This is a genomic window from uncultured Mucilaginibacter sp., from assembly GCF_903893715.1.
GTDB lineage: Bacteria > Bacteroidota > Bacteroidia > Sphingobacteriales > Sphingobacteriaceae > Mucilaginibacter.
Map to the genome: position 1 here is coordinate 1 of NZ_CAITNG010000138.1, position 4,728 is coordinate 4,728.

Below are 4,728 nucleotides of genomic sequence, written 5' to 3' on the forward strand. Positions count from 1 at the left end.
ATCAGCAACAAAGTGACTTGCGCTCGAGCCTGAATGACCAGCTGCAAACACTAAATGATGCACTGATCCAGGAACAACAGTTAAAAGCCAAATTTACCGCTGCCGAATTAACTGATTTACAAAATGCCATAACTCAATCTCAACATATACCCGGACATGCTGCGGGTGGATATATTGGCAATGGTGTTTTCCGAGGTGGTGAGAATGGCTATGAATTTATGTTAAACCACTCAACCACACAAGCAGCTGAAAGATTAGCCGGCGGTAATCTAAATCAGGATTCTATTCTTGCGGTATTGGCCCGGGGATCGAATAGTTCTCAATCTTCCTCAAAGCAAATTGTTTATAACGATCAGAGACATTTTGACAGCCATTTAAGCGTTCAGGACCGGCGGGCAATTGCAAAGGTAAAATATATTTGGCCACCGGCACCGCGGGTACGTACCTGAGTAAGGACGAAGGGCTCACCTGGACGAAGATAGATGGCGGCAGTTACAATGTTTGCATTAAGACGCAGCACGGCAAACTGACACTGTTGGCAGGCGGTAACGGCAAGATAGCCATGTTCAGCATGAAGTAATGAGTTTATGGCCGAGAAAGAGAAATTAAGGATAGATAAATACCTGTGGGCCATCAGGGCTTTTAAAACCCGCTCACTGGCTACCGAAGCCTGTAAAGCTGGGCGCGTGAAGCTGAACGGTACCAATATCAAGCCCTCGCACGAAGTGCGCGTAGGTGAAGTGTACCATGTGTCGAAAGGGCCCGATCGCAAAGTGCTGAAAGTTACCGGGTTGTTGGAGAGCAGGGTGGACGCTAAAACCGCCGTTAATTTTTATGAGGATATTACGCCTGTTGAACAAACACAGGCTTTTAAAACCATGTTCAATGCGCCGGTATTGAAGCGCGACCGCGGTGCGGGCCGGCCCACTAAAAAAGACCGCAGAGATATTGGCAATTTGACCGATGATTTTTTTGATTAAAATCACTCAATCCTTTAATCATTCAATCATTTTTTTACTTTAGCGCATGGATGCACAAATAAATATTCCGGTATTGGACGATACCGAACTGCGTGTTTTAGGCGCGCTAATGGAAAAATGTAAAACCACGCCCGACTATTACCCCATGACCTTGAATGGCCTAACGACCGCCTGCAACCAAAAAACATCGCGCAAGCCAGTGGTTGATTATGATGAGGAAACGGTTGTTTTGGCATTGGATTCCCTCAAAAAGCGGGGATTGATATCCACCGCTACAGGCGGCTCAAGCCGGGCTGTAAAATACAAACATAATTTTGCCATTGTTTTCCCGGTGGTACCGGCCGAGGTGGCGGTTATTTGCCTGCTAATACTACGAGGCCCGCAAACACCCGGCGAAATCAACACCAACTCGGGCAGGCTGTACGAGTTTGAAACATTGGATGAAGTGCAGGAAGTGTTAGAAAAACTATCGCAGCCAGATATGCCATTTGTGCAGCAACTGCCAAAACGAGCCGGACAAAAAGAAGTACGTTATGTGCATTTATTGGGTGGCACACCCGTTATTGCCGATGAGGACGAACCCAATGAGCCCGCCCGCCGAAACGTTGGCGACCTGGAGTTGCGCCTGGCCAAAGTTGAAACGGAACTGGCCGAAATGAAGGAAGCCTTTGATAAACTGATGAAGGAATTAATGGGATGATAAATTATTTTCGGATGCGGAATCCAAAACAACATAGCAACCGTATATCAATTGGTTTGTTGATTAAAGGTTAAGGTTTGGTCCCGGTTGTGATAAAACATGGCCGGGATTTTTTGTTTTAGCTGGCCTATCCAATAGTTGAACGGGGTAAAAACAAGATGTTAAATGTTCAAAATACTGTTTATTAGGGGGTTAATTTGGAGTTAGAAATATATTAATAAATAGCTTGCACCTTATACCCAATAGTCCTATATTTGCACCACTTTAAACAAAAGCGTTAAAGGATTCCGTAGCTCAGCTGGTAGAGCATAACACTTTTAATGTTGGGGTCCTGGGTTCGAATCCCAGCGGGATCACAAAAAGCCATCCAAATCGGGTGGCTTTTTTCATTTATATGGTTTTGCAAATTAAGGTGCGGGCTTATATCAACCCATTCTTTGCCGCGTACAATACCAGCCCTGCGGTATTGCGTACGCCTATTTTTTCAATCAGGCGCTGCCTGATGCCTTCAACCGAGCGTGGGCTTAAAAATATTTTCGAACCGATTTCGGCGGCGGTTTGGCCATCGCATATCAATCGCAAAACTTCCAGTTCGCGGTCGGTAAACTCGATATGGCTGTTGAATGAAGGTTTCATGTTTTGCCCCGTAACCAGTTTTTTGAGGAGGGCCTTGCTCACAACATCGTTAAAGTAATAACCGTTTTCGTGGGCGGCGTATATGGCCCGCCTCATTTCTTCAGGGTGGGCGTTTTTAAGCAGGTATCCGTTTGCCCCGTTTTCCATCAGGTGGATGATAAACTTTTCATCATCGTACATGGTTACTGCCAAAATCCGGATGGCGGGAAATTTAGTTTTGATGATTTTGGTGGCTTCCACACCGTCTAAAATGGGCATCTTCAGGTCCATCAGTATCACATCGGGCCGTAATTTTTCCACCTTGGCCACCAGTTCTTCGCCGTCGCCGGCTTCAAGCATCATATCCAGGTTTTCATCCTGCTGTATGGTTACTTTTAGCCCTTCCCTGAATATAGCCGAATCGTCGGCTATAGCAACTTTGATTTTGTTCATGATAGGTATCAGTTTCGCGGAACAGTCAGGTCGATCTTAAAACCCGCGCTATCCTGCGAATAATTAAGCTCACCTTTTAGCAGGATAATCCTGTTTTGAATGTTCTTTAAACCTAATCCCTCTTTATTGTATCTCAGGCTTTCAAAGTCATGCTGGGTTATCCCTTTTCCGTTGTGCAAAATAGAAAATATCAGCAAATTATTTTCATATTTCGAACGGATACATATTTTATTTGCCTGAGCGTGTTTTAGTGTATTGTTTACCAGCTCCTGTATGATGCGGTAGATGTTAATATCGTTGGTTGATTGTTGCGTTACATAGCTGTAATCGAGGTTTGTACTGAGCTCAAGGTGGGTACCGTTGGATATTTTTAGCGCAAAATGTTTAATGGCTTCATTTAAACCAAACTCCTGTAATATGCTCGAGTGCAGGTTATGCGAAATGCCCCTCACCTTGATGATGGCCTCATCAAGCAAACTGGTGCATTTACGGTAAAGGCCCTTGTCATCATCTTCGGTATGTTTGTTTTTGATGCTGTAGATGTACAGTTTGGTTGATGAAAGCAGGGCACCCACTTCGTCGTGCAGTTCTTCGGCTATGCGGTGGCGTTCGGTTTCTTCGCTGCGTACCGCTGCTTCGATCAATTGTCGTTGTTGGCGGTCTTGCAGGTCGCGCAGCGATTGTTGGTATTGCAGGCGCTTACGTTGTGTGAAGATGAAGATGAGCAGCAAACTAATGAACAGCAACAACATGGCAGCTATGCCCACCACCAACATAAAACGTATATCCTCATTTTCGAGACTCATAGAACCCTTTAGCTAAAAAAATATTAAAAACAATGTAGGTAATGTTGTGTACGTTCCATAAGGTTACCGCAAAGTTTTGCATGCGTACTTCCAAATCGTTATAAAGCAGGAAAATAAAGAAATTAATGGTTACATAAATGCCCAAACCTGTAACAATCCAGAAATCGGCCTTAAAGCTGTAGGTTTCTACGCTTTCGGTTATTTTATACAGATAATATTGCAATACGTAAAAAAGCAAACAAATCGCTTCGACTGACAGCAGGCGGCTGCTGAACGCCCAATAGTTAAAAAAATCTTCGGAAAAAGCGAAGTTGACCACTAAAAATACGAGGTACAAAAATGGGAGAAGCTTTTTAAAACGGACGAGGAAGGGCTGTTTTAACCCGATAAAAAAAATACTGAATAAAAAAAACCTGATTACTGAGTGCAGATTATACAGGTAGTTGTTTGAATTATATTCAGTAGGTATAACGTTACGCAGTTTCCAGGTAAGGTCGATGAGGATGTTGATGGCCAGGGCTGTCCAAACATAAAAAACAACCGGCTTAAGAACGGCCGGCTGTTTTTTGGTGAGCAGTATTGCTGCGGGGATACAGACCGCCCACACTTCGGACCAGTCAAGGAGTAACTGTATAATCTTTGGCATGTAGATTTATAAAGTGTTTTTTAGGTTGCCGGTGGTGATGGGTTGGTATCGTCTCCGCCACCTCCGCGTACCCTTCCGTCGGGAGTAGCCTGGCAAAATTTAATGTGATAAAAAATATCGTTATCAGCATTGACGGTAGGTATGAATAGCAGATAATCATCCGGCAACGCGTTGACGATGAGTTTTTGAACATTTTCAATCGAGATGACGTTATTCGTCATTACGATGGGACCGTTTATGGTCAGGACATCTGTTTCATCAACATCTAGGGTATCATAGTCGGGATTGTAACTATCGCTTTGTTCGATGTACGCGTAAGCCACCAGGCCGATGCTATCGGTACCGCCCGGGAAAAAATAACAAAAACAAAAGCTTTCTATTCCGGGCGTATTGGCAACGAGTTGCGTTATATCGCTAATGTTATACCTTAACGACGAGAAACTGAGGGCAGGGGTATTGCTCATTTTGATAAAATAATAATTAAGGGTTAGGGAAAGGGTGAATAATTGTTTTCAAAAGCGTTTTGTA

General features: G+C 44.0%; 8 protein-coding genes and 1 tRNA gene. 5 read left to right on the plus strand and 4 right to left on the minus strand.

The annotated features are described in order from the left end of the window. From QZX97_RS16035 to QZX97_RS16055, 5 genes are all read left to right on the plus strand, one after another. The coding region (locus tag QZX97_RS16035; RefSeq protein WP_295664795.1) for a hypothetical protein at positions 1-449 on the plus strand (449 nt) is incomplete at its 5' end. Then, positions 419-580, plus strand: a complete 162-nt coding sequence (locus QZX97_RS16040; protein ID WP_295664797.1) for a hypothetical protein — start codon at positions 419-421, stop codon at positions 578-580. The genes QZX97_RS16035 and QZX97_RS16040, both read left to right, overlap by 31 nt. A 7-nt stretch (positions 581-587) precedes the next feature. Further along, positions 588-980 carry an RNA-binding S4 domain-containing protein gene (locus tag QZX97_RS16045; protein ID WP_295652233.1) on the plus strand — a complete coding sequence of 131 codons (393 nt, stop codon included), beginning with the start codon at positions 588-590 and terminating at the stop codon, positions 978-980. Positions 981-1,026: 46 nt separating this feature from the next. After that, entirely contained in the window at positions 1,027-1,680 is a 654-nt protein-coding gene (locus tag QZX97_RS16050) for a YceH family protein (RefSeq protein WP_295652231.1), read from the plus strand. 283 nt (positions 1,681-1,963) lie between these two features. Then, positions 1,964-2,036, plus strand: a tRNA-Lys gene (locus QZX97_RS16055). Positions 2,037-2,100: 64 nt separating this feature from the next. Here the strand turns inward: QZX97_RS16055 and QZX97_RS16060 are convergent. From QZX97_RS16060 to QZX97_RS16075, 4 genes are read right to left on the minus strand one after another with little or no spacing between them, the layout of a single operon-like run. After that, a complete protein-coding gene (locus tag QZX97_RS16060; RefSeq protein ID WP_295664799.1) occupies positions 2,101-2,748 on the minus strand; it encodes a response regulator transcription factor in 648 nt (215 codons plus the stop codon). An 8-nt stretch (positions 2,749-2,756) separates the two neighbouring features. Beyond that, positions 2,757-3,554 (minus strand): ATP-binding protein, encoded by a 798-nt coding sequence (locus QZX97_RS16065; protein WP_295654983.1) that lies wholly within the window; start codon positions 3,552-3,554, stop codon positions 2,757-2,759. Further along, entirely contained in the window at positions 3,538-4,200 is a 663-nt protein-coding gene (locus QZX97_RS16070; RefSeq protein ID WP_295664800.1) for a hypothetical protein, read from the minus strand. The genes QZX97_RS16065 and QZX97_RS16070 overlap by 17 nt, the downstream gene beginning before the upstream one ends. A 20-nt stretch (positions 4,201-4,220) precedes the next feature. After that, the gene (locus QZX97_RS16075; protein ID WP_295654986.1) at positions 4,221-4,664 is read right to left on the minus strand and encodes a hypothetical protein; all 444 of its coding nucleotides are present in this window, start codon (positions 4,662-4,664) and stop codon (positions 4,221-4,223) included. Positions 4,665-4,728 lie beyond the last annotated feature (64 nt).